Here is a 25,417-nt window from a genome sequence, read left to right on the forward strand (position 1 = left end):
TGCATCCTATTGCCTTCTGCGTGACGCTAGGCGCGCGGCGCCGCGGCGGCAACCTTTTCCAAGAGGAAGAAGACCGGAGAATCAGGCCGGCCGAATTTGATTTGGGCAGACCCGGCATTCGCGCTATCTCTCGAAGCCATGAGAATTTTTGCCGCATCGATCGCCGCGTGTCTTATGCTCGGCCAGCCTGCTTCAGCTGACAGGGCGGAAGAGGCCTTTTCGGCCGGGCATTTCCGTGAGGCTGCGCAGATCGCGGAGGCTGAAGGCGGCGCGGACAATCTGGCGCGGGCGGCGCGCGCGCTGCTCGCCGACACGGTTGTTTCGGGACGCCTCGACAAGCGGAAAGTCGAAGAGTCCGCAGGCCTGGCGAAGCAGGCCTTGGCGATCGACCCCGACAATATTGAAGGACGCCTCCAGCTTGCGATCGCGCTGTCCTTGCTCGCGCGGGATATGAGCCGGGGCGAGGCGATGGATTCCGGCTATGCTTCCACGGCTCGGGACCTTGTCGAATCTGTGCTCGAAGACGAGCCGGACAATGCTTATGCGCATGGTTTCATGGCGGTGTGGAATGTCGAAGTCGTCCGGCGCGGTGGCAGTATCGGCTCGGCGTTCATGGGCGCAAGCATGCGAAAGGCGCGTCAGCATTATCGTCAGGCGCTGGCTCACGGCGAGGACGATCCGTCCTTTGAATGGCAATATGCGCGTGCGCTCGCAGCGCACAATGCTCGCCGGTATCGCGATGAGATCGAGGCGTGTCTGAGGCGGGCGGCTGGCGCTGTGCCGCAGACGGCGCTTGCCGGTGCAATGCAGGACCGCGCGAACAGCTTCTCAGCCTATATGGCCGGGCATTCGCGCCGCGACATTGAGCGGTTGGCGGAGTCGCTGCTCTAGGCAGCAAGCCCGATGCGGTTACTTGGCGCCCCAGCCGGCGCTCTCGCCCACCAGCTGGATAAAGCGGCGGCCGCAGAGGGCGGCGGACGGTCCGGTATCGGGCCGCGATACGAAGGCTTCCTGATGCGGTATCTGGGCCAGGCGCACAGCGTCCGGGCTCAGGCCGCCATTCTGACTGAGGTCAGCGAGAATGCGCTCGCTGGCCTGCAAGGCTTCCGTCATTGCTTTCAGTTCCCGCTCATTCTCCAGCAATTTGTCATAGCCGACGCCAGTCTTTTCGGTTGAGGCATCGTTGCCGAGCTGCATCATGCCGTCAAAAGTCGACTGTCGGCGCTCGATTTCGGGCTGCAGGACGACCTGACAGCTGGCGGCGGCATCACCAATCGCGCTGAGGCGGGTGTCGGCAAAGATCGGGAAGCTGGTCCTGTCGAGCAGGGAAAGCGGGGCAGGGGCCTTGTCGGTGCCAAGGATCACGCTCGCGGGAGAGGCCGTGCTGTCCTGCTGTGCGCCGGGCGAGGGGCCGTCAGGCGAGGCCAGTGCCATAGCTGGCGGGGTATTGTCTACTGCCTTGAGCGGGGCCTGTTCGGAGGGGCGCTCGTCCAGCGTGTCGGGATTGGCCCAGCTGCCACCGCCGGCCTCAATGACAATCGCGGCTGGCAGGCGTTTGAGGGCGGCCGGCGCAGACGCTGTATCGCCGGCATTGGCGGCAACCACGTACCATTTTGCGGCGAGGGCCTCGTCCGGGGCGATGCCTTCAATGCCGAATTCGTAGATGCGGCCGAGTTGTACGGCCGACGCGCGGTCGCCGAGGCTTGCCGACTGTTCCAGGAGGGCAAGGCCGAGCGGGCGGTCAATCTCCAGCCCATTGCCGTAAATATAGGCGCGTCCCAGCAGGGCGATCGCTTCGGGGACGCCGTCATCGGCGTAGCGGGCGATCGTGTCGATCTGGCTGTAGTCTTCTTTCAGGAAGGCATCTACGGCATCACTCAAGTCGTCGCCATTGGCTGACAGGGCGACAAACATGACCGACGCGGCCAGAAAAACTGTGCGAACCACCCTCTGCATGGACAGGAGTTTATAGAGAGAAGGCGTCTCGTCCAGAACTCTATTGCAGGCTTATTCAGCCGCGACGGCGCCCTCGATGGCGGCCTGCTCTTCGAGCCAGTGTTCGGCTTCGAGCGCCGCCATGCAGCCCATGCCAGCGGCGGTAACGGCCTGGCGATAGGTCTCGTCTGTCACGTCGCCAGCCGCGTAGACGCCTGGAATGTTGGTCTTCGTCGTGCCCGGCTCGGTGATGAGATAGCCGTTCGCCTTCATGTCGACCTTGCCCTTGAAGAGCTCCGTCGACGGGGCGTGCCCGATTGCGATGAAGACGCCGTGTGCGTCACGGGTAAATTCCTCGCCGGTCTTGACGTTTTTCAGCTTCGCGCCGGTCACGCCAAGCGGATTCTCGTCGCCGATGACTTCTTCCAGCACGGTGTCCCAGAGGATTTCGACTTTCGGATGCTTGAACAGGCGGTCCTGCAGGATCTTCTCGGCGCGGAAACTGTCGCGGCGGTGAACCACTGTGACCTTGGAGGCGAAATTGGTGAGGAAGAGCGCTTCTTCGACGGCCGTGTTGCCGCCGCCAATGACCAGCACTTCCTTCTCGCGGTAGAAGAAGCCGTCACACGTTGCGCAGGCCGACACGCCGAAGCCCTGGAATTTGGTTTCCGATGGCAGGCCGAGCCATTTTGCCTGGGCGCCTGTGCAGATGACCACGGCGTCGCCGGTATAGGTCACGCCGCTTTCTCCGACCGCCTTGAAGGGGCGCGTATTGAAGTCGACCTCGCTGATATGATCCTCGGAGACATGCGTGCCCATCTTTTCAGCGTGCTCGCGCATCTTCTCCATGAGTTCAGGACCCTGGATTTCGGCGAAGCCCGGATAGTTCTCGACTTCGGTCGTGATGGTCAGCTGGCCGCCGGGCTGCAGGCCGGCCACGACGCGCGTGTCGCGCATGGCGCGGGCCGCATAGATTGCAGCCGTCCAGCCGGCGGGGCCAGACCCGATGATCAGGATTTCAGAATGCAATGTCTCGCTCATCACCCGCTCCAAACGTCTTTTTCTTGTCGGCATTAGGTATGGGGATTCTTGGCGCGTGAATAAACCCCTGGGGGTGTTCAACCGTCTGTGTAGGAGAACTATTTCACAGACTTGCGCACTTCGACCGTCGCATGGCTGACGCCGAACTGGTCCTGCATCCGCTCTTTCACAGCCAGGCGAAGCGTATCGAGGCAGGCGCCTTCGCGGGCGACGACTTCGAGCGTGACGAGTGGCTTCTGTTCCGTCAGCGCCCAGGCATGGATGTGCAGGACGCTCTCGGCATTCTCAAGATGGGCTTCGAGGTCAGCCTTGATCGTGTCGGGGTCGAGGCCGGAGGGGACGCCCTCGATCAGGATATGGGCGGTCTCGCGGGTCAGGCGGACGCCACCAACCGCGATGATCAGGGCGACGAGGGCTGACAGGATCGGGTCAATCGGTGTCCAGCCGGTGGCAAGGATCAGGATCGCAGCCACGATGGCGGCGACGGAGCCGAGCAGGTCGCCCGCGACGTGCCAGACGGCGCCGCGCATGTTCAGGTCTTCCTGATCACCGCCATGCAGGATCCAGAAGGCGATAATGTTGACGAGCAGGCCGCCAATCGCGACGGCTAGCAGCACGCCGCCGAGAATGGGCTGAGGCTCTGCCAGGCGGTGGAAGGCCTCCCAGATGATCCAGACGGCAAGCACGATCAGCGCGAGTCCATTTACGAAGGCGGCGAGCACTTTGAACCGGGCAAAGCCGAAGCTTCGTTTGGAGTCTGCGGGACGGGCGGCGAGGCGGAAACCGACCCAGGCGAGGGCGAGCGAGCCGGCATCGGTCAGCATGTGAGCGGCGTCCGCGAGCAGGGCCAGCGAACCAGAGATGAGCCCGCCGATCACTTCAGCGGTCATGAAGGCGAAAGTCAGGAGCGCTGCAAAGGCAACGCGTTTGCGCGCGTCGGCGCTGTCGACGGAAGGGACGTGCGAGTGCCCGCCAGGCCCGTGGTCATGGCCATGCGAATGGCCGTGATCGTGGCTATGATCGTGTCCGTGACTCATAGACCTCTAGATGCGGGCGTGACCGTGCAATGTCAAGAAATTCAATGAAAACAATCACTTAGGAATGCTATAACATAGCATTATAGCCAATCCGGCACGACGACGCCATTGCCATCCTTGACGTTTTTCATGGCCGGTTGCGGGTGGCGGGCGACGAGGCGTCTGACGATTTCGTCGGCGACCCGGTCTGCCTCGCGAAGCGGGTCGTATGACCACTGCTCCAGCGTGCCCTCGAACCAGCGGGCGCAGCCGCGTTTGATAAGGCTCTCATGCAGGCGGTCGAATTTCGGGTTGGACCCTTCAAGGGCCACCATATGGACCGGCAGGCCGTGGAAGGCTGCATCTGACAGCATGTTGGCGCTGTCCTCGGTGACGATCGCGACATCCGAATAGAGGAGCCAGGCGAGGTAGGGGTTGGGGCCATCATCCGGGCCGGCCCAGAATTTCGCGCCAATATCTCCCGCAAGAGCACGCATTTTCGCGATGACAGGGACGGGTGTGCGCCGCGAGGTGGTGATGCGCAGGCGCCAGCCTTGGCCGGACAGGCGTTTGAGATCGGTTGCGAGCGACGTGGCTACTGCATCGCTGAATGTGTGCGTTTTTGAATCCCCGCCCAGGATGACGATGGCGGACTTGTTGTTCTCGTCGGCAAGATCGGCGAAAGCCTGTCCGGCATCCTCGATATCATCTGGCGAGAAATAGGAGGGCGCGCCGACCGTGCGAATGACGTTGGGTCCGTCCAGTTCGTCATGCTCTGGCACGATGATGAGATCGAAATCGCCCCGGTCGGATTTGGGATCGAGAATCTGGACGGTCAGCGTCTTGCCGCCGGACAGCCGGCGGATGGCACCTGTGTACGGGGCGCTGCGGCGGCCAGCGGCGATCCAGACATCGGGAAAGGGCCCCTCGAAGATGTCGCGCTGCTCGGACGGCAGGGCGAGACGCTCCATCGGCCAGCGGGCGCCGGGCAGCCAGGTCCATGGGGCGCGGGGCGTCAGGGTGATCGGGCGCTCGCGATGGCCTTCGCCCTGGATGTGGGCGATCTTCATCCAGCGGCCGGTACTGCCAAGCGCCTGGATAATGGATCGGACCTGCGCAGCATTGCCAGCGCGGCCGTCTGACACAGCCCAGACGGACGGGCCCACCTGTGGGGCGATAGGCTTGGCTTTCGTTGGCGCGTTCATGCCGGCGGTGCCTCGCGATTCGCTTCTGGGACAAGATTGCCAGCTTTTTTAGGGTCTTGCACCTTTCAGCTGACAGCAAAGGTGAAATAGAAAATGCCGGAACCCGTCAGAGCCCCGGCATCTTGGAAATTCAAAGGGCGGGTCGCTTATTTAAACTCGACCGCTTCAATCTCGTAGACGCGGGCGCCGCCTGGTGCAGCCACTTCAGCTTCGTCGCCGACGGCCTTGCCGATCAGGGCGCGCGCGATGGGGGAGGTGATGGACACCTTGCCCTTGGAGATATCGGCCTCATCCTCACCGACGATGCGGTAAGTTGCCTGCTTCTCAGTGTCGACATCGGTCAGCGTGACGGTTGCGCCGAAGACGATCTTGTCGCCTTTCAGCTTGGTCACGTCGATGACTTCTGCGCGCGCGAGCTTGTCTTCGAGTTCAGCCACGCGGCCTTCGATAAAGCTCTGCTTTTCCTTGGCAGCATGGTACTCGGCGTTCTCAGAGAGATCGCCATGCTCGCGGGCCTCGGAGATCGCCGCGATGACTGCTGGGCGCTCAACCGACTTTAAATGTTTCAGTTCTGCGTCGAGGGCAGCGTGCCCTTCGGCGGTCATTGGTGTTCTTTGCATGTTCTGGATAACCGTCGTTGTAAACGAATAGCGTCTTTCCAAACGCCAATTGCGTCAAGTGGTTTGATATCAGGCGTTTTGCAAGGACCGGACTGATAATTCGCGTTCGCGAAGGGTCCGGATGGCCTGAACGGATGCTCGAGATGCGGCGAGCGTCGTAAAATATGGAATCTTCCGCGTCAATGCTGTCCGGCGGATCGAAGCGGAGTCCTTGAGCGACTGGGCACCCTCGGTTGTGTTGAAAACAAGCTGGATCCGGCCATTGATCATGCGGTCGACAATATGCGGCTGACCTTCGATGACCTTGTTGATGCGTTCGACGGCGAGGCCCTGCTTTTCCAGGTAATCGGCCGTGCCGCTGGTGGCGACAATGGTGAAGCCCATGTCGATCAGCTCTTTGGCGGCATCGGCGATAATCGGCTTGTCGCTGTCTTTGACCGAAATAAAGACGGCCCCTTCGCGCGGCAGGTGGACGTCGATGGCGATCTGCGACTTCAGGAAGGCGGCGCCGAAATCATCATCCCAGCCCATGACTTCACCGGTCGAGCGCATTTCCGGGCCGAGCACTGGGTCAACGCCCGGGAAGCGAGCGAAGGGGAAGACGGCTTCCTTCACCGCAACGCGGCGGGGCTTGGCCATAGAGAGGTCGAAATCGGTCAGATTGGACCCGGCCATGACCTTGGCGGCGATCCTGGCGATCGGTGCACCGACGGCCTTGGCGACGAAGGGCACGGTCCGCGAGGCGCGCGGATTGGCTTCGAGGACGAAGATCTCGTCATCCTTGACCGCGAACTGGATGTTGATGAGGCCGCGAACCTTCAGCTCCCGCGCGAGCGCAATGGCCTGCTCTGAGAGGCGGCCAACCATGGCAGGCGAGAGGGTGTATGGCGGCAGGGCACAAGCAGAGTCGCCCGAGTGCACGCCGGCTTCCTCAATATGCTCCATGACGCCCGCGACATGGACGTTGGTGCCGTCACACAGGGCGTCGACATCGACTTCGATGGCGTCAGAGAGGTAGCGGTCGAGGAAGAGGGACTGGTCGCCGGAGACCTTCATGGCTTCCTTGGCGAAGGTCTTTACGTCGTCATCGTCGCGGCAGATTTCCATGGCGCGGCCACCGAGCACGAAGCTGGGCCTGAGCATGATCGGATAGCCGAGCTCACGTGCCTTTTCGAGCGCTTCTTCTTCGGAGCGGGCGGTGGCGGACGGGGCCTGCTGGATGCCGAGCTTGTCGAGCAGGGCGGCAAATTGCTGGCGGTCTTCAGCAAGATCGATGGAAACGGGGCTGGTGCCGAGGATCGGGACGCCGGCTTCATGTAGCGGCGTTGCGAGCTTGAGCGGGGTCTGGCCGCCGAACTGGACAATCACGCCTGCGAGTTCGCCAGCGGTCTGTTCCTTGGCGATGATTTCGGAGACGTGTTCATGCGTCAGCGGTTCGAAATAGAGACGGTCGGAGGTGTCGTAATCGGTCGAGACCGTTTCCGGGTTGCAGTTCACCATGATCGACTCGATGCCGATGTCTTCCATGGCGAAAGCGGCGTGACAGCAGCAATAATCGAACTCGATGCCCTGTCCGATCCGGTTCGGGCCACCGCCGAGGATAATGGCTTTCTTGCGGTCTGAAACACCGGCTTCGTCGTCGCCATGCTCCTGACCGAAGGCCGGATGCTCATAGGTCGAGTAGAGGTAAGGCGTCTTGGCCGCGAATTCGGCGGCGCAAGTATCGATCCGCTTGTAGACGGGACGCACGCCGGCCTTGTGGCGGAAGGCGCGGACGTCTGTTTCGCTCTGGCCGGTGAGCATGGCGAGGCGGGCGTCAGAGAAGCCTTTGCCCTTGATCGTGGTCAGCGCGTGCTTGTCGCTGGGTAGGCCGTCGCGGCGGATATCGCCCTCAATCTCGATCAGCTCGGCGATCTGGCGCAGGAACCAGCGGTCGATGCTGGTGATCTTGTAGATCTCTTCGACGCTGAAGCCTTCGCGAAGGGCCTGGGCCACATGGCGCAGGCGATCTGGCGTTGGGCGAGCGAGCGCAGAGGTGAGCGCATCCGTGCCGCTAATCTCGCTCTCGTCGAGGCCGCAAAGGCCGGTTTCGAGCGAGCAAAGCGCTTTCTGGAGGCTTTCCTGGAAGTTGCGGCCGATAGCCATGGCCTCGCCAACGGATTTCATCGCCGTCGTCAGCAGGGGTTCGGAGCCTTTGTATTTCTCAAAGGCAAAGCGCGGGATCTTGGTGACGACGTAATCAATGGTCGGCTCGAAGGAGGCCGGGGTGACGCCGGTGATGTCATTGTCGAGTTCGTCGAGCGTATAGCCCACGGCGAGCTTTGCGGCGATCTTGGCAATCGGGAAGCCTGTCGCTTTGGACGCCAGCGCGGAGGAGCGCGACACGCGCGGGTTCATCTCGATGACGACGAGGCGGCCATTGTCCGGATTGACCGCGAACTGGACGTTCGAACCGCCCGTCTCGACACCGATCTCGCGCAGCACGGCCAGCGAGGCGTTGCGCATGATCTGGTATTCCTTGTCGGTCAGCGTCAGGGCTGGCGCGACGGTGATGGAATCGCCCGTATGGACGCCCATCGGGTCGATATTCTCGATGGCGCAGATGATGATCGCATTGTCCGCCTTGTCGCGGACGACCTCCATCTCGAACTCTTTCCAGCCGAGCAGGCTCTCATCGATGAGGACCTGGCCAACCGGCGAGGCGGCAAGGCCCGAGCGGACGATCTCTTCATACTCTTCGACATTATAAGCGACACCGCCGCCTGTGCCGCCGAGCGTAAAGGCCGGGCGGATAATGGCTGGCAGGCCGATTTCGTCGAGCGCTTCCATGGCGCGGGCCAGCCCGCCGATGCGGTCATAGCCGATGATCTTGCCGTCTTCACTCTTGATTTCGGGCGCAGCGACGATGGTCGCTTTCGGGTTTTCGAGGCCGATGCGGTCCATCGCTTCGCGGAAGAGTTTGCGGTCTTCTGCCATTTCGATGGCGTCAGCGCGCGCGCCGATCAGTTCGACGCCATATTTGTCGAGCGTACCGGCCTTGTAGAGGTCGAGCGCGCAGTTCAGCGCGGTCTGCCCGCCCATGGTCGGGAGCAGGGCGTCCGGCTTTTCGATCTGGATGATCTTCTCGACGAAATCCGGCGTGATCGGCTCGACATAGGTCGCGTCCGCCATGTCGGGATCGGTCATGATCGTGGCCGGGTTGGAATTGACCAGGATGACCCGGTAGCCTTCCGATTTCAGCGCCTTGATCGCCTGAACGCCTGAATAATCGAACTCGCAGGCCTGGCCGATAATGATCGGGCCGGCACCAATGACGAGGATGGATTTGATGTCAGTACGTTTCGGCATCTCGGCTCCTCGTTACTCATGACCAATGGCCAAACGGGTGCGCTATAGCGGGGAGTCGATGGGGTGGGCAAGGCCATAGGCACAGAGAATTTGTAACAATCTCTCGAGGCCGGCCGATTTCCGCGTCGGGCTAGTTCTCGGTTTCGGTGTCTGGCAGGTCGGCTGGATAGATAATCTCGCCGTTCAGAGTGCTGATTCCGTCAATCGTGATACAGGCGTCCAGCTCATCGGCGCCGCCTGAACAGGTCACCGTGGCGTCGATCATGATGTTATCACCAGGCCCTGTGACCTTGCAGGACAAAGCGTTTCCACTGCGCCCGGATTCGATTTTCTCGACGTGCACCGACATGTCATCCGGAAGCATATCGAGCGTTTTCAGCACGGTGACGGCGCACGCTGCATCATTGGCTCTGGTGCCGTCGGCACCGCCGCAGGCGGCCAGGATCAAAAATGATGCGATGGAAATAATGGAAACGCGCGGTTTTGACATCAATCCGGCTCCGCCTTGGTCAGAATCAGTGAGCGGCTAGCTTTTGCCGCCCAGGCTTGAAGGGTCAAGCTATTCGGGCGTCCAAATCGGGGGTGCGGTCAACAGGCGGGCATAAAGAAAGGCCCCTGCACCGATGGGGAGCAGGGGCCAATCACGCCAATTAATGGCTGAAAGCGACAGGTATCGTCTTACCAGGCGCGTGGGTCGTAAGGATAACGGTCATAGGCGTCGGCGTAGCCGTCACCATCGCTATCCTTTTCATCCGGCTGGTCTTTTACGCCGGGCGTGTCGCAGTCGGCAGCCTCAGTACAACCTTTTGCTGCGCCAGCGGCACCGCCAAGGACAGCACCGATTGCAGCGCCGCGACCTGCGTCACCATCACCGACATTGTTACCGATAACAGCACCGGCAACAGCACCACCGGCAGCGCCAATGGCGGCATTGCGTTCGGTGTAACCAGATTGGGTACAGGCAGCCATCATAAGTCCTGTGGCGGCCAATGCGGTCGTTTTCAAAAGCGTATTCATCGAGGCATCCTTTCTCGTAGCTTCGAGGGGGAGAAACGAAGCTTGGTCATAGTGGTTCCCGTATGAACACAGACAGAACACGGAAATTAAAGTGAATTAATTGTGATTTTCGGATTTGCCGCAGGCGGCAGCCTCACTCGACAAGACGGGCTTCGCGGGCGGGCTTGATGACGAGCGGAAGGTCGGTCTGCGTCATGTCAAACTCAATCGCGAGACTGCCCTGGTCGGAAATTTCCAGCGAGTTGGCGACAATTTGCAGATAGGGCGACCTGGTCGTTCCGCCGCCGAGCTTTTTGATCTTGATGTCATAGCTCGGCATGTAGATCACGCCTTCGACATTAAGCGCGCCGTCGATCTTCATGTCGGGAAGCCTGGTGACCACGCTCGGCAATTGGGCAAATGCCATGCCTGCTGTTTCGCCTTCGGTCGGCGCTGTGACTTTAAGGCCCGAGCCGCCTCTGATCTCGACCTTGTTGATCAAGCCGTCGAACAGGAACGTTACGCCGTGAGCCTCAAGCTCACCGCGGGCATCGATTTTAAGCCCGCCGCCGCGAATGTGATAGATGCCCGGCTCCAGCGTGACGTTGCGGGCGCGCACGGACAGGCCGCCGCAATAAATACCGGGCGAAAGTTTCGTGGATCCGATGCGAATGACATCGACGGAGAAGCTGTCACATATGCCTGACGTCGGGACCTCGTAGCCGGCCAGGGGATCGGGAAGCGGCTGGCAGCCAACTTCCGGCTTGGGATCAACCTGGGCTCTGCTGTCTTTATCGACATCGCCGACCGCGCAGAAGGCTTTGGTTTTGGCAGAGCCGCCCTTGAAATCCATCGCTTTGCGGCTGTCGGAATTGGACCAGATGATGCAGTTGTTTGCTTCTAGCTGTCCCTGATCTTTGATCGTGAGGCCCGATCTCTTCGGCTCGAGTGTCAGCACGCAGAGTGGGAAGCCCCAGGTGGCTGTCGCGACGGCGCGGCGACGGATCGGCGTGGTGGACTTGGATCCGACAAGCTTCGCGAAATAGTTCACCGGTTTGAACTGAAGCTCAACCTTGAGATTGGTGTGCTGGCCATATGCGTCTTCCGTGACAGCGGCGACGTCGAGTTCGGTCAGCGAATAGTCGGTGTTTTGCGTGGCGAGTGAGCGGGCCTGCTCATGGGCGGCCTTGAGGCGTTCCTCGGCTTTGGGCGAATCTGAGTGAAGAAAGGCTGTTGCACCGCCGAGAGCCGACGAGTCGGCGGCATGCTGCAGATTGTTGGACGAGCGAGAGTCCATGCCAAGCGCGATCGTTCCGCCGACGAGCGACAGGATGGCCATCAGGCTGATGGCGAAAATAGGCATCGTACTGGCGTCGGCGGACGCACAGAATCGACGAATGCCAAACGGGGCGCGGCGCTTTTTCACAACTCGTTTATTACAAAACGTCGTGAAAGCTACTCTAAGTCGAATGATGAAATTTGAGCGATTTTGTCTGAAATCAGGCCTTTTTTGCAGTCGTTTCCGCAGATTTGCAGTGGCTTGAACGGCCCGGTGCGTCGCAGTGTGTTCGTTCGCTGCCGGATGGCTGTGTGTTCCGTCATGGCAGGTGTCTCAACCTTGTCTTTCGGTCCAGTGACGGGGGCCATCGCGGCAGCTGACCTGCGTGACGGGCTGTGGAATCCGCGCCGGAATGGCGGACTAACTCCAGCGTTTTGCCAGTTTCTGGTCGATCTCGTTGGCTTCACTCTTCTGGGCGCCCTGATATCCGGTGACGGCATCGGCGACGAAGGGGTTGTCGGCGCGTTCCTGTCCGAAGGTGCTCATTGGGCCGTGTCCGGGGACAAAACGGATATCGGTGCCGAGCGGCCAGAGCTTGCTTGTGATCGAATCGATCAGCTGCTGATGGTTGCCGCGCGGAAAGTCCGTCCGGCCAACCGAGCCGCGGAACAGGACGTCGCCAACAAAGGCCAGGGCGCCGCTCTCATTGTAGATCACGACATGGCCGGGCGTGTGGCCGGGGCAGTGGGCGACGCCGAATGTCACGCCATCGAGCTCCAGCTCGTCGCCATCCTCCAGATAGCGGTCCGGCGTGACGTTCTGGCCGTCGGTGATGCCATAGCGCTTGCCGGACGATTCGATCTCGTCGAGCAGCCATTGATCATCCTTGTGCGGGCCGATGATTTCAGCGCCTGTCCGGTCTTTAACCGCCTTGGCCGCGCCGGCATGGTCCATATGGCCATGGGTCAGCCACACGCCGACAATCTTCACACCGAACTCCTCGGCCGCGCCCATCAGCTTGTCGATGTCGCCGCCGGGATCAACGAACACGCCTTCCATGGTCTCGATCGACCAGATCATCGAGGTGTTCTGCTGGAGCGGCGTCGTCGGAATGACGCGGATTTCGAGTTTCGGCTGGGTCTGTTGGTCTGTCATGGCGCTCTATGTAGGGGCAGATATGTTTCGTTGGAAGCTCATGAGCCGAATGCAAGTTCAATGGCTTCCGCGAAAGCATCCCGGCTGGCTTCATAAATTGCGTTGATCTTCACTTCCTGAGCCGGGTCCATCGGCTTTCTGGAAGTGCCCTTCAATCGCAGGGAAGGAGCTTCTGGATCGCAGACCACCAGAATCGATACATTGGCCGCTAATTCGTTCGTCGCGTCTTCGATATTCAGCGAAACCGATTCCAAACCCAGAAGACAGATGCCACCTGTATCTAAATCTGGGGTGTCACCAAGGAGAAGCAGGCTGCTATTCTGCCGTTCAAGTGCTTTGCTAAGGCTGCGTTCGACGACATAGGATGCGGGTAGAGCGAAAGCGGGTGCGTTGTTCGTCTCTTTGAAGTCCCCGAAGTAATAGACGACCTTGTCGAAGGTGACAGCATCAAGAACGAGCAACTTCTCTTGGCGATACTGCTCCAGCGACATTGGTAGTGTCGGAATATCGATCTCCAAAACGTCTGGACCAGGCGGCATTGCTTCAAACGGCTTATCCTTGTCCATGATCAGGAAGCCGGTTCGGTCAACGGTCTTGCCATTGTTGATGATCACAGAGGGTTCGGTAGTGGCGCAACCCGAGATGAGCAATCCAAACAATGCGCTAGCCAGTAACCAGGGTCGAACGGTTGTAAGTGTCATCATTAAATCGGTTTCCACCTCGAAAACGACAGGCGCAGCGTTGCGAGGTTATTCAGGATCACGCCGACGGTGAAATAGTAGAGGCCTATCTTCGGGATGAAGCCGACATAGGCCATGGTCTGTGACAGGCCGATCAGCAGGGCGGCGAGGAAGACGTCCAGCATCGACCATTTTGCGAGAATGTTCAGCCACCAGGCGAGTTTCGGGCTGGGCGGGGCGCCGCGCCGGAAGATGATGGCGGCAAGAATTGTCTTCGACAGCGGGAAGATGCCGGAAAATATAATGACGACAACGCCCATGAAGACGAGGTCAAACTCGAAGAGGGTGCGCACAATCCCCCAGAGATTATACTCGATCATCAGGCCGATCGTGTTGGGCTTCATGATCGAGGGCTGGGAAATGCCCATGATGATCAGCGCGGCCGAGACATAGAGCAGCCATTCGGAAACGACGTCTATGATCTTGCTCGGCAGCTTGCCCTTCGGGCGCGGCTCGGCGGTGGTTTCGGAGGCGGTTGTGTCTGTCATGTCGAAGAGACAACGTCAGACACCGGCAAAGGTGTCAACGCTTCCCACACAACCGATTAGCGACTAGTTTGCTGCACGAACTGAAACTGGTCCATGCGGAGGCGGCTCATGGGACGCGGCGCCATCATTCTTATCGCCCTTGCAGGGCTCGCCCTCTATTACTTTTCGAACCGGGAAGTGAACCCTTATTCGGGCCGGGCGGAGTTCAATACGATCTCGATCGATCAGGCGTCTCAACTGGGCGCGCAGTCCTATCAACAGATCCTGCAGCAGGAGGGCGGCAAGGTCCTCTGTCCGACCCTGTCAGCCGGGGCATGCCCGGACGATGAGCTTGAAGTGGTCGCGACGGTTCGCGAAATTGGTGAGCGCCTGCAGGCGGCTGCGATCGAGCTGGAGCAGGACTACATCGCTGCCGGATACGATTTTGAGCCCGTCGCCCGCGACTTTGCCTGGACTTACAATGTCATCGAGTCCGAACAGCCAAACGCGTTCTGCCTGCCGGGCGGCTATGTGGCGGTCTATACCGGGATCATGGACATTACCGGCAATTATGATGGGCAGGTCACCCGCGCGGATCTTGATGATGTCGATAAGCTGGCTGTGGTCATGGGGCATGAGATCGGCCATGCGCTCGCCCATCATGGGGCCAAGCGGATGAGCCAGGGACAGCTTGCACAGCTCGGCATGATGGCCGTCGGCGTCGGTGTCGGGGATATGGATCCCGGTCAGCGCCAGATGGTGATGGCGACGCTTGGCATGGCGGCGCAGGGCGGGCTGATGAAATTCTCCCGTGAGCACGAAGCCGAAGCCGACAAGATCGGCCTCGAGCTGCTGGTGCGCGCCTGCTACGACCCGCGCGAGGCGCCGGAGCTGTGGGAGCGGATGGGGCAGATTGGCGGACAGCGCCCGCCGGAATGGATGTCGACCCACCCGGCGTCTGAAACGCGAGCCGAGAATTTTCGCCGCTGGATGCCGGAAGCCATCGCCCAGTATGAGCAGAATTGCGGGGCGCTGCGCTAGTCTGCGCGCCCGACAGATCGCGCATAGGCTTCGATCAGCGGGGCCATATCCGCTTCGACCGGAAATTCCGTGAAACTGTGCGGCGCGCCTGTTTCGGCCCATGGCAGTTTCGCGCTCGTGAATGTCTCCATGAACGGCGCGTACCAGCTGGTATCGTCGCACAATGTGGCGCGGACATTGGCAATGAAGTCGATTTGCGGTGGTCGGGTGAACATCCAGGTCATGCAGTCGGGACAGAAATGGTGTGGAAGGTCCTGCTTCAGCCCGCCTAGCACGGTCTCTCCCTGCAAGATCTCAAACCCGTCAGCCGGAACAGCCGCGCTCAGCGAGAATGCGCTGGACGACATTCTCTGACAGCCCTTGCAATGGCACGCTGATGTGAAGATTGGCGGCGCGGAAATGCGGAAGCGGACCGCGCCGCAGCGGCAGCCGCCTTCGATTGGGAGGTTCGGGTCTTTCATCTCGCCTTGCTCGCGTCATCATTTCAAATCATCGTCCGGCGCAGTATTGCTATTTGTTCGAGTTCGCCACAACTCATGAGGGATGCCATGTTGTCGAGAATTGTGATCGCCGCCTGTCTGTTTGCGATGTCCGCTTCGCAGGTGATGGCGCAGACGGCTGAGGTGAAAATGGTCGAGGGAGACCTGCCGGGTGAATCCCGGTTCGAAGCGCCAGCTGGTCTTGAAGCCCTAACCGACCGCGATGTTGTTCTTCTCGACCTCAGCATGCTGCCTCTCGCCTGGCCGGGCGTGCTGCAAGAGGACGGCACCTACGCCACGCCGCAAACCTGCGACTTCGGGATGCTGGACGGTGTCGAGCGGATATCGGTGCCCACAGGGTCGAACCATCTGCTCATGGATGTTCATATTGGTGACACGGTCCATCATCCGGCCAATGGGCTTTCCTGCGAATACAGCCCCGTTCTGGGCGGTCCGCAACAGGACTGGGCGCGGATGAGGCTCTCGGGCTGCTTTATCGTACGGGATGTCTCCATTCCGACGGCGCGGCAGCTTGTGCTGAACCCGCTGCCGGGCTCGGCCTGCGGGCTTTATGAGTAGCGGCTAGTTCAGTGGGTCGATGCGGCCGGGGCCGGACTGGTTCACGCGCCACCAGCCAGCCAGGCCGAGGCGTTTTTCATTGGTGACTTCAACCGCGTGCGGGATGTCTTCTGACAGCATCAGCATGATGCCGGCACCTTCCGGCAAGATGCGGGCAATGGGGGCGTCTTCGAGGCCTGCGCCTGCCGGCCAGACGGCGAGCGCGCCGCCGCGGGGCTCGTCCCAGTCTTCGTTGAGGTATGCGACGAGCGAGATGACGCGGTTTCTCGCGCCGGCAAAGCTGTCGAGGTGGCGGTCATAGAAGCCGCCGGGCGGGTAGACAGCAAAACAGACTTCCATCTCGAACAGGCCGAGCATGAGTTCGCGATTGAGCGTCTGGCGCATGGTTTCGGTCCATGCCTGGAAGTCCCGCTGTGCCAGAGTCGAATTGTCGAACCAGGTGATGCGCGTGCGGCGGATCGTGCGATCAAGCTGGAAGCCGTCTTCGCGGCCGATGCCGGCGGCTTCAAGGTCTGCGGCGGCGTCGCGGACGATGAGTTCTTCGCGCAGGGCCGTGGTCAGCGCGTCCGGGAGAAGACCCGGCTGCCAGCTCCAGCCTTTTGTTGTGAGATCGTCGATGATGGCACCGTTGCGATTGTCGCCCGGCGCAAGACAGATGGCGTTCAGCTCTGTTGATCCTTCATGAAGCGGGCGAACCGCTCAAACAGGTAGAAACTGTCCTGCGGGCCGGGGCTCGCCTCCGGATGGTGCTGGACAGAGATAATCGGACGGTCCTTTACCCGCAGCCCGGAATTGGTGCCATCGAACAGGGATTTATGGCTCTCTTCCACGCCTTCAGGCAGCGTGGCGGTATCGACCGTAAAGCCATGATTCATCGAGACAATTTCGACCTTTCCGGTCTCAAAATCCTTGACCGGATGGTTGGCGCCGTGATGGCCCTGCGGCATCTTCATTGTCTGCGCGCCGAGCGCCAGCGCCAGAAGCTGGTGGCCGAGGCAGATGCCGAGCAGCGGCTTGCCGCTATCGACAAGCAGTCTGATCGTCTCGCCGCAGCGCTTGATCGTAGCGGCCGGATCGCCCGGACCGTTCGACAGCACGATGCCATCCGGGTTGAGTTTCATGATGTCTTCAAACGAGGTATCGCCCCGGACAATCGTCGCGCGCGCACCGACATGCGCGAGATTGCGCAGGATATTCTTCTTTACCCCGAAATCGAGCACGACGACGTGGAAATCGGTGTCGTCATTATTCGCATAGCCGGCGGTGATGTCCCACAGGCGCTCTGAATTGGCATAGGCGGCATCGCCGACGACATTGAGCGCAAGATCGGCATGTTCGAGGCCTTCCCAGGCGCGCGCCGCTTCGATCAGCGCGTCGACATCGATTCTCCCATCAGGCGAGTGGGCGACAGCACATTTCGGCATTCCGCCCTCACGGATCATGCGGGTCAGCGCGCGCGTATCCACGCCTGAAACAGCGGTGATATTCTTCTTCACGAGCCAGGCATCAAAATGGTCATTCGCGCGCCAGTTGGATGGCGGCGTGATCGGGTCACGGAAAACAGCGCCGGTGGCTGCCTTGCCTGCTTCTGCCGAGGATTCCTCATGATCGTCCGGGTTCGCGCCGACATTGCCGATATGCGGGAAGGTAAACAGCACCACCTGTCCGGCATAGGAGGGGTCTGTCAGGATTTCCTGATAACCTGTGATGGAGGTGTTGAAGCACAGCTCACCCACGGCGATTCCCGGTGCGCCGGAACCAACCCCCAGAAAGACCGTTCCATCCGCCAGTGCAATCGCACCCGTGGCTGGTGTATCGTGTTGATTTTTATCGGCCATGGGCGTATCTCCTCGCGTCCTATCGACGCCATTAGGATTTCGGTCACCATATGACCGCACTCTAGCTGGCGAGATAGGCGTTCAGTGACCGGGCCGTCAAGCGTCAGGTCCATTAGAAAAGTGTAGGTATGGGACAGGCAGACGTTTCTCCATCCGACAGCATCCGCACCCGTATCCTGGATGCGCTCCAAACCGCCGTCAGCGATGAACCAGAAGGTACGCGTGCGCGCACGCTGCGACTGGTCAAATGCGCCATGCGCGACCGTGACGTGACGGCGCGCGGCCAGGGCAATTGCGAAGGCTGTGAGGAAACAGACATTCGCAAGCTTCTCGAGACCATGGTTGCCCAGCGTGAGATCTCAGCGCGCGAATATGATGAAGCTGGCCGTGTCAGCGATGCTGAACGCGAGCGCGAGGAAATGGACATTATCCAGTCCTTCCTGCCAACAGCGCTGAAGGGCGCCGCCCTTGAGCAGGCGGTCGACAAGGTCGTTGAGGACCTCGACGCGCACAAGCTGAAGGATATGGGCCGCTGCATGGCTGAGCTGCAAAGCCGCTATCCGGGCCGTATCGAAACCGGCAGCGCCGGCAAGGCCGTCCGCAAGGCCCTCGTTTAAGCCATTTTCGTCCTGCCCTTTCAGGCCTGCTCGCCGAAGCATCCGCGCGAGTAATTCCTGATGTCTTACGCTGACATTCAGCTAATTGGTTGACTGTTTCTGGTCAAAATGCTTACTCAACCAAATGGTTGACCAATCCACTGTTCTTGATCGCGCCTTCAAGGCGCTGGCCGATCCGACCCGGCGCGGCATTATCGCCTCGCTGGCTGAGACCGATCAGGCGATATCGCGTCTGGCAGGCCCGTATGACATGTCGCTTGCTGCGGTTTCCAAACATGTGGGCATCCTGGCAGACGCCGGGCTGATCAGGCGCCGGCGCGTCGGCCGCGAGCATGTCTGTTCGCTGGATCGTCAGCGGCTGGCCGAAGTCGCCGAATGGACGGCGCGCTACAGCCGCTTCTGGACCGAGCGTCTCGATGCGCTGGAAGCAGTTTTGCAGGTCGATAATGACAATGAGGAAGGATCGTTCTGATGGCCGATTATGGAGCGCTGAATGGCGAGGGGACGCTTGTCTTCGAACGTTTGCTGCCAGGACCGATCGAGCGGGTCTGGGACTATATCGTGAAGCCGGAGCTGCGTGAGGCATGGTTCTGCGGCGGCAAGACAGACGATCATGCAGGCGGAACGATGACGCTGGCGTTCGATCACCGCAAGCTGTCTGAGAGCGGTCCGCCAGAGAAATATGCCGATCAGGAAACAGGCTCATTCGATTGCGATATCCTGGTCTATGAACCCCCGCACCGGCTCGACATCACCTGGCCAGCCGAGCAGGGCCACCCGCCGACCGAAGTGTCCATCATGCTGAGCGAGGCGGATGGCAAGGTCCGCCTTGTCCTGCAGCACAAACGCCTGACGGACGGCGATTTCCTGATCGGCGCTGCGGCCGGCTGGCATGCGCACTTCGATTTGCTTCAGGACAATCTCGATGGCCGGGCCGTGCGAGACTTCTGGCCCCGCCACATGGCGCTTGAAGCGGCTTATGAGACACGGCTGAAAAAAACTGGCTGATGGGAATCACTGTTTGCCGGTTGATGGGGACAGCTAGGCCAGCGCCAGAATTCCACAGACATGCTGAAGCTTGTGCACCGCGGCAATCACCAGTGGCGCGAGACCCCCGGTTCGCGGTACACTGAGCCTCATGTCTGCCCCCATCCGCATCCCTGATGGCTTTGTCGAAGAGCTGAAAGCGCGCATCCGCCCGTCGGACGTGATCGGGCGTAAGGTGAAGCTGAAGAAGCAGGGCAAGGAATGGGTGGGGCTTTCGCCTTTCACTAATGAGAAAAGCCCGAGCTTCTACGTCAACGACCAGAAGCGAATCTTCAAATGCTTCTCATCAGGCATTGGCGGCGATGTGATCTCCTTCGTCATGGAGACCGAGCGGTTGTCTTTCATGGAAGCGGTCGAGAAGCTCGCTGATGAGGCGGGCATGCAGCTGCCCAAGGCGACCGCGGCGGATGAAGAGACCTATGACCGTCGCAAGCGGCTGTATGAATGCTGCGAGGCGGCGTGCGCCTTCTATGAAGACAGGCTGCGGGCGGCCGAAGGCACGGACGCGCGGGCCTATCTGGAAGGTCGCGGGCTGGGCGCGGCCGCCTGGGCGCGTCATCGGCTCGGCTATGCGCCCGATGACTGGCGTACGACGATCGATCATCTGAAGTCCAAGGGTTTCAGCGATCGCGAGATTCTGGAATCCGGCCTGTCTGTGCAGAAGGAAAGCGGCGGTGATCCGTATGACCGGTTCCGGGGCCGCGTGATCTTCCCGATCACCGATGTGCGCGGTCAGGTGATCGCCTTCGGGGGCAGGGGTATGCAGCCCGACGCCAAGCCGAAATACCTCAACTCGAATGATACCGAGCTCTTCCACAAGGGCCGGGTTCTCTATCGCTACAAGGATGCGCGCACGGCGTTTGGCGATACCGATGAGGGCGGCCTCATCGTCACTGAAGGTTATATGGACGCCATCGCCATGGCCGAGGCCGGGATTGGCCATGTGGTCGCCCCGCTCGGCACGGCGCTGACCGAGGACCAGCTCGGCCTGCTCTGGCGGGCCGGGCCGGAGCCTGTGCTGTGTTTCGATGGTGATGCGGCGGGCCTGCGCGCAGCTTACCGGTCGATTGAACGCGCCCTGCCATTTCTTGAGCCGGGTCGGTCGCTCTTCTTCTGCCTCTTGTCGGGCGGGATGGACCCCGATGACCTCATCCGCCAGTCGGGGCCCGAAGCGATGAAGCAGGCGCTGGCCGGTGCGCTGCCGCTGGTTGAGGTGCTGTGGCTGCGCGAACGGGACGCTGAAGCGATCGATACGCCGGAACGCCAGGCCGGGCTGGAGGCGCGGCTGATGCAGGCGGCAGGGCAGATCAAGAACCCGGCGGTGCGCGCAGCCTATGAGCGGGACCTCAAATCGCGAATGAATGAGCACCTCTGGCAGCTGCGCCGGTCGAAGCGCTCAGCCCCGGGTCAGCAACGAAAGGGACCGCCCCAGAAAGGCGCCCACCAGACGTCCACGGCGCCCAAGACGCGCGGCCTTGGCCTGATCATTCGGGCCATTGATAATCCGCACCTGATCGACTTCGGATTCGAGACGTTGTCGATGAGTGTCTTCCGCGATGAAGACGTCGCGATTCTCCGTGACGTGATTATTTCCTGGCCACAAGCAGGCAAGGGTGTTGACCGCGAGGCCATCCGCGACCATTTAGTAGATCGAGGTAACACGCGCGCTGCTGAATTGCTCAAAAATTATCCCGAAATTCCGACGATTGACCCAGATGGGCCCGAGGAACGGGAATGGCTGATCGCCCTGGAGCAATATGTAGCAAGAGATGATGGCAGCCCTTATGGGGGCGGCAGTGGAGATGATGTAACGGCATCACCTGAAAACTGGCGCCGGTTGCACCATGAGGTCGCTGAACGCAAAGCTCGCGCAGCGCGTCTCAATGAGGCAGCAGAACAAGCCGATCAGGACTGACCGGCTGGCAAAATTGGTTTGAATGTTGCAGACAGGCACTGCGACAGGCGGGAGAACTACATGGCGAAAGCCCAGAAGAATGAGCACGAAGATGGTGACGTGGAAACTGAAGACCGTCCGGTGCTCGATCTGAATGACTCCAAGGTCAAGAAATTCATCAAGAAGGCAAAGGAGAAGGGCTACGTCACGCATGACGAGCTGAACTCTGTCCTGCCGTCTGACGAGCTGAGCTCCGACCAGATTGAAGACACCATGTCGGCCCTGTCCGAGATGGGCATTCAGGTCGTGGAGAATGAAGACGAAGTTGAGTCTTCATCCAAGAGCACGGCCGTCGCCAAGACCGGAACGACGGCGGTTGCCAAGAAGGGCAATGCCCGCGGATCCGACCGCACCGATGACCCGGTCCGCATGTATCTTCGCGAGATGGGCGCGGTTGAGCTTCTCTCCCGCGAGGGCGAGATCGCGATTGCCAAGCGCATCGAGGCTGGCCGCGACGCGATGATCCGCGGTCTCTGCGAGAGCCCGCTGACCTTCGAAGCCATGATGGTGTGGCGCGACGAGCTCATGAATGAGCGGATCCTGCTGCGTGACCTGATCGATCTTGAAACCACTTATGGCGCGGAAAACCCAGCGCCTGAGCCGGAAGAAAAGACCGAAGAGGAAAAAGAGGCCGAAGCCAAGGCCCGCGAGAACGAGACCACTGAAGAGCGCCTTGCCCGCGAAGAACGCGAGGATGAGGAAGAGGGTGCAGCCATGTCGATGTCGGCCATGGAAGCCGAACTTCGCGATGGTGTGCTCGGCAAGCTCGACGAGATGGCGCTCGCTTTTGGCCAGTATCGCAAGCTGCAGGAAAAGCTCGTCGACCGCCGCATGGAAGGCAAGGAGCTGACCCCGAAAGCGCAGGACGAATATGACGCGCTGGCTCAGTCGATTGTCGACAATCTCAAGACGATGCACATCAACAATGCGCGTATCGAAGCGCTGGTTGAACAGCTCTATGCGATCAACAAGAAGCTGATGGGCCTTGAAGGCAAGCTGATGCGTCTTGCCGATGCGCACGGCGTGCCGCGCAAGGAATTCCTGACCAGCTATTTCGGCAATGAGCTGAACCCTGCCTGGCAGGAAGAAGCCGTCGACGCGTCCAAATCGAAGAAGAAATGGGAAAAATTCTTCGACAAGGAAGCCGAGCAGATAAACGACATCCGCGACGAGATTTCGGCTGTGTCGCAGGAGATCGGTATTCCGATTGATGACTATCGCCTGATCGTCCAGCGCGTCCAGAAAGGCGAGCGCGAAGCCCGCGTTGCCAAGAAGGAAATGGTGGAAGCCAACCTTCGCCTCGTGATCTCGATCGCGAAGAAGTACACCAATCGCGGCCTGCAATTCCTCGATCTCATCCAGGAAGGCAATATCGGCCTGATGAAAGCGGTCGACAAGTTCGAGTACCGCCGCGGCTATAAATTCTCGACCTATGCGACCTGGTGGATCCGCCAGGCCATCACGCGCTCCATCGCCGACCAGGCCCGCACGATCCGTATTCCGGTGCACATGATCGAGACGATCAACAAGATCGTCCGCTCCCAGCGCCAGATGCTGCACGAGATTGGCCGTGAGCCGACGCCGGAAGAGCTGGCTGAAAAGCTCGGCCTGCCGCTGGAGAAGATCCGCAAGGTGCTGAAGATCGCGAAAGAGCCGATCTCGCTTGAAACCCCGATTGGCGACGACGAGGATTCAAACCTCGGCGACTTCATCGAGGACAAGATGGCGCTGTTGCCGGTCGATAGCGCGATCCAGAGCAATCTACGCGAAACCACGACCCGCGTGCTCGCCTCGCTCACCCCGCGTGAGGAACGCGTGCTGCGCATGCGCTTCGGCATCGGCATGAACACCGACCACACACTCGAAGAAGTCGGCCAGCAATTCTCGGTGACGCGTGAGCGTATCCGTCAGATCGAGGCAAAGGCGCTGAGAAAGCTCAAGCATCCGAGCCGGTCCCGGAAGCTGCGGAGCTTTTTGGATACGTAAGGCAAGCCAACCCCTCTCTGGCCCGCCGGGGAGGGGCTGATGTCAGACGACAATACCGCGCCTGCTGGCAAGATGTCCCGGATCGACAATCCGGAAAAGCTTCAGATGGCCTTGAAAACGGACGGTATGACGCCCGCTCATGCGCGTGTCATTGCCCTTCGCATTGCATGGCGGGTCCTCCCGATTATTGCGTTGGTCAGAGACAAGAGCTTGACCATGGCCGTTTTGAGGGCCACGCTATTTTCGCAGCGCGCCTACGCCACCGCCGACACTGTAGTCACCGCCATCGTCGTCGCCAACCTTCACAACGCCGCCGCCACCGTCGCCATCGCCAACGCTGCTAGCGCCAACGCTGCTAACGCCGCTGCCGACGCCGCTGCCGACGCCGCCGACGCCGCTGCCGCCGCCGCCGCCAACGCCGCCAACGCCGCCGACGCCGCTGCCAACGCCGCCGCTGCCGCCGCTCACGCTGCCAACGCCGCCGCCTACCCATTTAGAAAGGCCTTATGGGAGGCGATTGATCTGGATTGGCGGGCTTATGAAACGAGTGGTCCGATTGATCTGAATGGGCGGGCTTATGAAACGAGTGGTCCGTTTGAACTTCTGGCGTCGCCGCTCTGGCCGTACGGACTATCAGCTGAATTGGTAAAGACGATCAACAAGTTCAGATCCATGTTATTGGAGTTCGGCTCGGCTTGGCCGCTTTGGGGCCGCTGGTACGATCACATACTGAAAGATGCCTCCGTCGATCCGTTTCCGAACAAGAAACTCGATAAAGTTGCTAACAAGCCGACAGAGTTCTGGGACGACGGCGACAACAATCCGCGATCCCCAGATGAAGTGATGGCTGACATCGCGGAAATTTTGGGGTGGGTCGGCCGTTCCAATGAATCGGAATACGATTCTTTTTACGATGAATCCGCCCAAGCGGGACAAATACCCTCAACGTCCAATAAAATTGACGCTGAGAACGTGGTCGGCCTGGTCCAATACAAAGCTGCTCTCCAGTTCCGGCAACATGATGAGTGCCTCGTTATGGCCTCGCCCGCTTCGGGCGATGATGAGAGAGCCGCTGAAGAAGCGGCGACAAGAAAGCTGCACGACAACCTCAGAAAGCTCTTGCCGGGCTTGATCGACGACATCTACGAAATCTGTAATTGGCCCGGCCGGAATGATGTTAAGTCCGCGTACGACGAAATGTCGGAAATTGTTGCGGGAACTACGCAGCACCTGGCATCTGAGATCGTTACCTTCTGGACGACGCTATGTGTTATCGGCAGCCTTCTGGAAGCAGATGACGACGTGGTATTGGGGCGACTAGGTGCGCCTGAGCTTCCAATAAATGCACGCCGAAAGCTCATGAATATGGTCCGCGTGGCAGGACCACTCGCCCGGCGTTTTCCGACTGCCCGAGAACTGGATGATGAGTCGTCCCACTATCTCAACCCAGAGAAGCGTTATGGGGCGGCAACGGTTGCGATTGCGATTTCCGCGCAACACAATCTGTTATCGTCGGAAGATATTGAAACCCTCAAGACGTTCATTGCTGCAATTGACCGGGGCGATGTTCAGTCTGGTAAATTGCGTGGCCTGTATGCCAATACGGGTGGCAACCTGGTCACCAAGTCATTGAATCTTATTGGTGCTTTTTTGCTCGGCGCGACGGCATCTGTTGCTGGGCCTGAGATGGTGGTGGTTGAGAAAGCCGCTGAAGTTGTCGTCGCAGCGGAGGCCGCCGTTATCGAAATTCTTGAAGACGTTCCTGTACATAGCCGCATGTCGGCCATCGAAATTATCAATGACCTCAAGAAGCGCAACAGAGACCCCGACAAGACTATGCATGAACATCTCATCGCACTGAGAGACCGGTATCGGTACGAGGAAGAGAACGAGTAGACTAATCTCAAGGAGATTTGACACACTTTACCAACATGCCCGCTATCTCCTCCTGACAGGAGACGCCCGCATGGGCACCAGCGAAGAATAAAGGCGCTGGCCAGAGGTCAGCGCTTTTTTTTGCGCAGACAGGCAGCATCTTATCTGGCCGGGCGGCGTTGTGTTGTGGAATCCCTCG

Annotated in this window: 24 protein-coding genes; 9 read left to right on the top strand and 15 right to left on the bottom strand. The window is 60.2% G+C overall.

The features are described 5' to 3' along the window. The first annotated feature begins 138 nt into the window (after positions 1-138). Positions 139-891 carry a hypothetical protein gene (locus WNY37_RS07045; RefSeq protein WP_342972757.1) on the top strand — a complete coding sequence of 251 codons (753 nt, stop codon included), beginning with the start codon at positions 139-141 and terminating at the stop codon, positions 889-891. Positions 892-909: 18 nt separating this feature from the next. On the opposite strand, the gene WNY37_RS07050 is transcribed toward WNY37_RS07045, so the two are convergent. The 12 genes from WNY37_RS07050 to WNY37_RS07105 form a co-directional block, all read right to left on the bottom strand. Next, positions 910-1,956, bottom strand: coding sequence for a hypothetical protein (locus WNY37_RS07050; protein ID WP_342972758.1), 1,047 nt, complete (start codon positions 1,954-1,956; stop codon positions 910-912). Between the two features lie 51 nt (positions 1,957-2,007). After that, the gene (trxB, locus tag WNY37_RS07055; protein ID WP_342972759.1) at positions 2,008-2,976 is read right to left on the bottom strand and encodes a thioredoxin-disulfide reductase; all 969 of its coding nucleotides are present in this window, start codon (positions 2,974-2,976) and stop codon (positions 2,008-2,010) included. 98 nt (positions 2,977-3,074) lie between these two features. Continuing rightward, positions 3,075-4,013, bottom strand: coding sequence for a cation diffusion facilitator family transporter (locus WNY37_RS07060; protein ID WP_342972760.1), 939 nt, complete (start codon positions 4,011-4,013; stop codon positions 3,075-3,077). 80 nt (positions 4,014-4,093) lie between these two features. After that, a complete protein-coding gene (locus WNY37_RS07065) occupies positions 4,094-5,197 on the bottom strand; it encodes a mitochondrial fission ELM1 family protein (protein WP_342972761.1) in 1,104 nt (367 codons plus the stop codon). Between the two features lie 146 nt (positions 5,198-5,343). Then, on the bottom strand, positions 5,344-5,817 hold the full coding sequence (gene greA, locus WNY37_RS07070; protein ID WP_342972762.1) for a transcription elongation factor GreA: 474 nt from the start codon (positions 5,815-5,817) through the stop codon (positions 5,344-5,346). Positions 5,818-5,886: 69 nt separating this feature from the next. Then, the gene (carB, locus tag WNY37_RS07075; protein ID WP_342972763.1) at positions 5,887-9,165 is read right to left on the bottom strand and encodes a carbamoyl-phosphate synthase large subunit; all 3,279 of its coding nucleotides are present in this window, start codon (positions 9,163-9,165) and stop codon (positions 5,887-5,889) included. A 130-nt stretch (positions 9,166-9,295) separates the two neighbouring features. Then, positions 9,296-9,655 carry a hypothetical protein gene (locus WNY37_RS07080; protein WP_342972764.1) on the bottom strand — a complete coding sequence of 120 codons (360 nt, stop codon included), beginning with the start codon at positions 9,653-9,655 and terminating at the stop codon, positions 9,296-9,298. Between the two features lie 188 nt (positions 9,656-9,843). Further along, positions 9,844-10,182 carry a YMGG-like glycine zipper-containing protein gene (locus WNY37_RS07085; RefSeq protein ID WP_342972765.1) on the bottom strand — a complete coding sequence of 113 codons (339 nt, stop codon included), beginning with the start codon at positions 10,180-10,182 and terminating at the stop codon, positions 9,844-9,846. 133 nt (positions 10,183-10,315) lie between these two features. Then, positions 10,316-11,524: a Tad domain-containing protein gene (locus WNY37_RS07090; RefSeq protein WP_342972766.1), complete on the bottom strand. Its 1,209-nt coding sequence runs from the start codon at positions 11,522-11,524 to the stop codon at positions 10,316-10,318. Between the two features lie 336 nt (positions 11,525-11,860). Continuing rightward, positions 11,861-12,595 carry an MBL fold metallo-hydrolase gene (locus WNY37_RS07095; RefSeq protein WP_342972767.1) on the bottom strand — a complete coding sequence of 245 codons (735 nt, stop codon included), beginning with the start codon at positions 12,593-12,595 and terminating at the stop codon, positions 11,861-11,863. A 38-nt stretch (positions 12,596-12,633) separates the two neighbouring features. Beyond that, positions 12,634-13,299, bottom strand: a complete 666-nt coding sequence (locus WNY37_RS07100; RefSeq protein ID WP_342972768.1) for a hypothetical protein — start codon at positions 13,297-13,299, stop codon at positions 12,634-12,636. Continuing rightward, complete coding sequence (locus WNY37_RS07105; RefSeq protein ID WP_342972769.1) at positions 13,299-13,823, bottom strand: paraquat-inducible protein A; 525 nt, start codon at positions 13,821-13,823, stop codon at positions 13,299-13,301. Before WNY37_RS07105 ends, WNY37_RS07100 begins: the two co-directional genes overlap by 1 nt. A gap of 108 nt (positions 13,824-13,931) precedes the next feature. On the opposite strand from WNY37_RS07105, the gene WNY37_RS07110 reads away from it, so the two are divergent. Beyond that, on the top strand, positions 13,932-14,843 hold the full coding sequence (locus WNY37_RS07110) for a M48 family metallopeptidase (RefSeq protein WP_342972770.1): 912 nt from the start codon (positions 13,932-13,934) through the stop codon (positions 14,841-14,843). On the opposite strand, the gene WNY37_RS07115 is transcribed toward WNY37_RS07110, so the two are convergent. Further along, on the bottom strand, positions 14,840-15,304 hold the full coding sequence (locus WNY37_RS07115) for a GFA family protein (RefSeq protein WP_342972771.1): 465 nt from the start codon (positions 15,302-15,304) through the stop codon (positions 14,840-14,842). The two genes, WNY37_RS07110 and WNY37_RS07115, sit on opposite strands and share 4 nt — an antisense overlap. Before the next feature lie 87 nt (positions 15,305-15,391). On the opposite strand from WNY37_RS07115, the gene WNY37_RS07120 reads away from it, so the two are divergent. Then, the gene (locus WNY37_RS07120) at positions 15,392-15,901 is read left to right on the top strand and encodes a hypothetical protein (RefSeq protein ID WP_342972772.1); all 510 of its coding nucleotides are present in this window, start codon (positions 15,392-15,394) and stop codon (positions 15,899-15,901) included. A 3-nt stretch (positions 15,902-15,904) separates the two neighbouring features. On the opposite strand, the gene WNY37_RS07125 is transcribed toward WNY37_RS07120, so the two are convergent. Both WNY37_RS07125 and carA read right to left on the bottom strand, forming a co-directional pair. Next, positions 15,905-16,285, bottom strand: coding sequence for a 2OG-Fe(II) oxygenase (locus WNY37_RS07125; protein ID WP_342972773.1), 381 nt, complete (start codon positions 16,283-16,285; stop codon positions 15,905-15,907). 278 nt (positions 16,286-16,563) lie between these two features. Continuing rightward, positions 16,564-17,739, bottom strand: coding sequence for a glutamine-hydrolyzing carbamoyl-phosphate synthase small subunit (gene carA, locus WNY37_RS07130; RefSeq protein ID WP_342972774.1), 1,176 nt, complete (start codon positions 17,737-17,739; stop codon positions 16,564-16,566). Between the two features lie 128 nt (positions 17,740-17,867). Between carA and WNY37_RS07135 the strand changes: the two genes are divergently transcribed. From WNY37_RS07135 to WNY37_RS07160, 6 genes are all read left to right on the top strand, one after another. Further along, positions 17,868-18,356, top strand: coding sequence for a GatB/YqeY domain-containing protein (locus WNY37_RS07135; RefSeq protein WP_342972775.1), 489 nt, complete (start codon positions 17,868-17,870; stop codon positions 18,354-18,356). 124 nt (positions 18,357-18,480) lie between these two features. After that, positions 18,481-18,828 (top strand): metalloregulator ArsR/SmtB family transcription factor, encoded by a 348-nt coding sequence (locus WNY37_RS07140; RefSeq protein WP_342972776.1) that lies wholly within the window; start codon positions 18,481-18,483, stop codon positions 18,826-18,828. Beyond that, positions 18,828-19,364: an SRPBCC family protein gene (locus tag WNY37_RS07145; RefSeq protein WP_342972777.1), complete on the top strand. Its 537-nt coding sequence runs from the start codon at positions 18,828-18,830 to the stop codon at positions 19,362-19,364. The genes WNY37_RS07140 and WNY37_RS07145 overlap by 1 nt, the downstream gene beginning before the upstream one ends. A gap of 130 nt (positions 19,365-19,494) precedes the next feature. Beyond that, positions 19,495-21,318 (top strand): DNA primase, encoded by a 1,824-nt coding sequence (dnaG, locus tag WNY37_RS07150; protein WP_342972778.1) that lies wholly within the window; start codon positions 19,495-19,497, stop codon positions 21,316-21,318. Between the two features lie 60 nt (positions 21,319-21,378). After that, the gene (rpoD, locus tag WNY37_RS07155) at positions 21,379-23,343 is read left to right on the top strand and encodes an RNA polymerase sigma factor RpoD (RefSeq protein ID WP_342972779.1); all 1,965 of its coding nucleotides are present in this window, start codon (positions 21,379-21,381) and stop codon (positions 23,341-23,343) included. 39 nt (positions 23,344-23,382) lie between these two features. After that, positions 23,383-25,239, top strand: coding sequence for a hypothetical protein (locus WNY37_RS07160; RefSeq protein WP_342972780.1), 1,857 nt, complete (start codon positions 23,383-23,385; stop codon positions 25,237-25,239). Positions 25,240-25,417: the final 178 nt, after the last annotated feature.

Origin of the sequence: Henriciella sp. AS95, from assembly GCF_038900055.1 — a bacterium.
Classification (GTDB): Bacteria; Pseudomonadota; Alphaproteobacteria; order Caulobacterales; family Hyphomonadaceae; genus Henriciella.

What these genes read in the sequence shown, in the direction of transcription:
- WNY37_RS07045 (WP_342972757.1), top strand. Translation starts at nt 139, where the DNA reads ATGAGAATTTTTGCCGCATCGATCGCCGCGTGTCTTATGCTCGGCCAG.
- WNY37_RS07050 (WP_342972758.1), bottom strand. Translation starts at nt 1,956, where the DNA reads ATGCAGAGGGTGGTTCGCACAGTTTTTCTGGCCGCGTCGGTCATGTTT.
- trxB (WP_342972759.1), bottom strand. Translation starts at nt 2,976, where the DNA reads ATGAGCGAGACATTGCATTCTGAAATCCTGATCATCGGGTCTGGCCCC.
- WNY37_RS07060 (WP_342972760.1), bottom strand. Translation starts at nt 4,013, where the DNA reads ATGAGTCACGGACACGATCATAGCCACGATCACGGCCATTCGCATGGC.
- WNY37_RS07065 (WP_342972761.1), bottom strand. Translation starts at nt 5,197, where the DNA reads ATGAACGCGCCAACGAAAGCCAAGCCTATCGCCCCACAGGTGGGCCCG.
- greA (WP_342972762.1), bottom strand. Translation starts at nt 5,817, where the DNA reads ATGCAAAGAACACCAATGACCGCCGAAGGGCACGCTGCCCTCGACGCA.
- carB (WP_342972763.1), bottom strand. Translation starts at nt 9,165, where the DNA reads ATGCCGAAACGTACTGACATCAAATCCATCCTCGTCATTGGTGCCGGC.
- WNY37_RS07080 (WP_342972764.1), bottom strand. Translation starts at nt 9,655, where the DNA reads ATGTCAAAACCGCGCGTTTCCATTATTTCCATCGCATCATTTTTGATC.
- WNY37_RS07085 (WP_342972765.1), bottom strand. Translation starts at nt 10,182, where the DNA reads ATGAATACGCTTTTGAAAACGACCGCATTGGCCGCCACAGGACTTATG.
- WNY37_RS07090 (WP_342972766.1), bottom strand. Translation starts at nt 11,524, where the DNA reads ATGCCTATTTTCGCCATCAGCCTGATGGCCATCCTGTCGCTCGTCGGC.
- WNY37_RS07095 (WP_342972767.1), bottom strand. Translation starts at nt 12,595, where the DNA reads ATGACAGACCAACAGACCCAGCCGAAACTCGAAATCCGCGTCATTCCG.
- WNY37_RS07100 (WP_342972768.1), bottom strand. Translation starts at nt 13,299, where the DNA reads ATGATGACACTTACAACCGTTCGACCCTGGTTACTGGCTAGCGCATTG.
- WNY37_RS07105 (WP_342972769.1), bottom strand. Translation starts at nt 13,823, where the DNA reads ATGACAGACACAACCGCCTCCGAAACCACCGCCGAGCCGCGCCCGAAG.
- WNY37_RS07110 (WP_342972770.1), top strand. Translation starts at nt 13,932, where the DNA reads ATGGGACGCGGCGCCATCATTCTTATCGCCCTTGCAGGGCTCGCCCTC.
- WNY37_RS07115 (WP_342972771.1), bottom strand. Translation starts at nt 15,304, where the DNA reads ATGAAAGACCCGAACCTCCCAATCGAAGGCGGCTGCCGCTGCGGCGCG.
- WNY37_RS07120 (WP_342972772.1), top strand. Translation starts at nt 15,392, where the DNA reads ATGTTGTCGAGAATTGTGATCGCCGCCTGTCTGTTTGCGATGTCCGCT.
- WNY37_RS07125 (WP_342972773.1), bottom strand. Translation starts at nt 16,285, where the DNA reads ATGCGCCAGACGCTCAATCGCGAACTCATGCTCGGCCTGTTCGAGATG.
- carA (WP_342972774.1), bottom strand. Translation starts at nt 17,739, where the DNA reads ATGGCCGATAAAAATCAACACGATACACCAGCCACGGGTGCGATTGCA.
- WNY37_RS07135 (WP_342972775.1), top strand. Translation starts at nt 17,868, where the DNA reads ATGGGACAGGCAGACGTTTCTCCATCCGACAGCATCCGCACCCGTATC.
- WNY37_RS07140 (WP_342972776.1), top strand. Translation starts at nt 18,481, where the DNA reads ATGGTTGACCAATCCACTGTTCTTGATCGCGCCTTCAAGGCGCTGGCC.
- WNY37_RS07145 (WP_342972777.1), top strand. Translation starts at nt 18,828, where the DNA reads ATGGCCGATTATGGAGCGCTGAATGGCGAGGGGACGCTTGTCTTCGAA.
- dnaG (WP_342972778.1), top strand. Translation starts at nt 19,495, where the DNA reads ATGTCTGCCCCCATCCGCATCCCTGATGGCTTTGTCGAAGAGCTGAAA.
- rpoD (WP_342972779.1), top strand. Translation starts at nt 21,379, where the DNA reads ATGGCGAAAGCCCAGAAGAATGAGCACGAAGATGGTGACGTGGAAACT.
- WNY37_RS07160 (WP_342972780.1), top strand. Translation starts at nt 23,383, where the DNA reads ATGTCAGACGACAATACCGCGCCTGCTGGCAAGATGTCCCGGATCGAC.